The following is a 1,808-nucleotide window of genomic DNA, read 5'->3' as shown; positions in this document are numbered from 1 at the left end:
GATATGGAACATTCTCTCCATTTTCTGACAGTTTCCAGTTTGCTTTTTGAGGTTTTCTCTTTTTTACGCCGTTTGATACGCTGATCGAAAAGATTGAGGAAAATAAAGAAAAGAATGCCAAACAGGATGAGGGATAGAAAATTGTCCGCGTGTCTGATCTGTACCCCGATGATCGTAAATGCGATTTGAATATAGACAAGCAGAATCGTGGTGTAGGGAATGTCTTCATACCGGTTGTAGAGAATATGGTGCATATGGGTTTTGTCGGCACTGAATGGTGAAAGTCCCCGCTGCAGTCTCCTTGTCATGACGATGAATGTGTCCAGTACCGGCAGAACGACGATAAAGAGAACCGCGGTGGGTTCGATGAAGTCCATGGCCCGTACGGCCAGGATGGAGATGACGAAGCCGAGTGTCAAGGAACCGCTGTCTCCCATGAAAACTTTTGCCGGGTACCAGTTGAAGAGCAGGAATGCACCGATACCTCCCATAAAGATGGAAGAAAGCATGATCATGAGCTCGTCGTGATTGGTATAGCCGATCCACAAAAACGCTGTAAGCATGACGAGAGAAATCATTCCGGCAAGTCCGTCGAGGCCATCTATGAGATTGAGGGCATTGGTGAATCCTGTGATGGCGAAAATGGTGAAGATGAGCGCGACGGAAAGCGGAAGATCGATTTTATATCCGAGGTAATATCCGAGCGAGCCGATATAGAGACCATTGAGACACAGCAGAATGATGGCGGCGATGATAAAGAGAAACTTGACTTTCGGAGGCAGTCCTCTGCGGTCGTCGATATAGCCGGCCAAAAACACGATCGCTGTGGCGAGATAGACATAGTAGTATTGTTGCAAATGGTTGAGGTCGAACACTACCGCGATCAGGGAGACGAGAAGGGAGATAGAAACGAAGCAGATCCCCGCTCCCCTGGGGATGGGTTTGAAATGCATGCTTCTTTCGTTTGGAATATCGACGAATCCAAGTTTCGGCGCAAGCTTGATAAAACCGGCAATACAGATGGCTGTAGCAATAAAAGTTATAAGTGTCAAAAGAAATATCATACGATTATTGCGCCTTGTTTCATGAATTTCTGTGGGATGATGATAACCAAAATTGGATTTGATTTACTTTATAATATCGGCATTTTCAAGCTATGCTAAAATGATATCTACAAATATAACAAAGAGGATTCAATGAACCAAAACGAATTTGCCGATTTGAAAAACAATCCGGAATTTATGATGGATCTGGCCAATCGCGAAGAGGCAGCCGTGAAAGCCAAAGATATAGAGGGGATGTACGATGTGCTCGATACGGCGGTGATGCTCAACCTTTCAGCGGAGCGTCTGGACCGCATCTATACGGAGATTTTGCAGACCGTTTTCGACCGCCTGGCGGACAAGCTGACGAAACAGGAATTTTTCGACATTTCCGACAAACGTGATCTATACACGCTGCGCGGTATCTATGAACACGGTATCGAACGCTACAGTGAAGATGACTACAAAGGAGCCAAAGAGATTTTCCTGATACTGCACTATACGGCCAACGATGAAACGCTCTCTGCGGCGATGATGCCGCACATCGCAGCTGCCGCTTCGCAGATGAAATTTGACGACTTCATCGACGAACTGGTTAATGTGGAGAATCCCAACGAGAGTGAAATTTACGGCTTCTTTCTGACCAATTTCAAGCCATCCGTTACGGGGTTTCTGGAGGAGAAGAGAGAGGTGTTGGAGAGTGCGTTGAAGGAGTTGGAGAGTTTGAAGAAGTAGGGCGCCGCTTTCAGCGGCTTGTGGGAATGT

2 protein-coding genes are annotated in these 1,808 nt (G+C 46.4%); one reads left to right on the top strand and one right to left on the bottom strand.

Annotated features, from left to right (window positions below; all coding sequences use genetic code 11):
- Positions 1-1,064: glycosyltransferase family 4 protein (locus tag Q1K24_RS03875; protein WP_300366241.1), on the bottom strand; the 1,064-nt coding region annotated here is incomplete at its 3' end.
- Positions 1,065-1,196: 132 nt separating this feature from the next.
- Here Q1K24_RS03875 and Q1K24_RS03870 point away from each other — a divergent pair.
- Positions 1,197-1,778, top strand: coding sequence for a hypothetical protein (locus Q1K24_RS03870; protein WP_300366238.1), 582 nt, complete (start codon positions 1,197-1,199; stop codon positions 1,776-1,778).
- The last annotated feature ends 30 nt before the right edge of the window (positions 1,779-1,808 follow it).

The sequence above is a fragment of the Hydrogenimonas sp. genome, assembly GCF_029932565.1.
Classification (GTDB): Bacteria; Campylobacterota; Campylobacteria; order Campylobacterales; family Hydrogenimonadaceae; genus Hydrogenimonas.
Note: the sequence above shows the minus strand (reverse complement) of the source record. Positions and strands in the feature narration are given on the sequence as shown.

Excerpts from the sequence above, each read along its gene's own strand:
- Q1K24_RS03870 (WP_300366238.1), top strand. The coding sequence starts at position 1,197 with ATGAACCAAAACGAATTTGCCGATTTGAAAAACAATCCGGAATTTATG.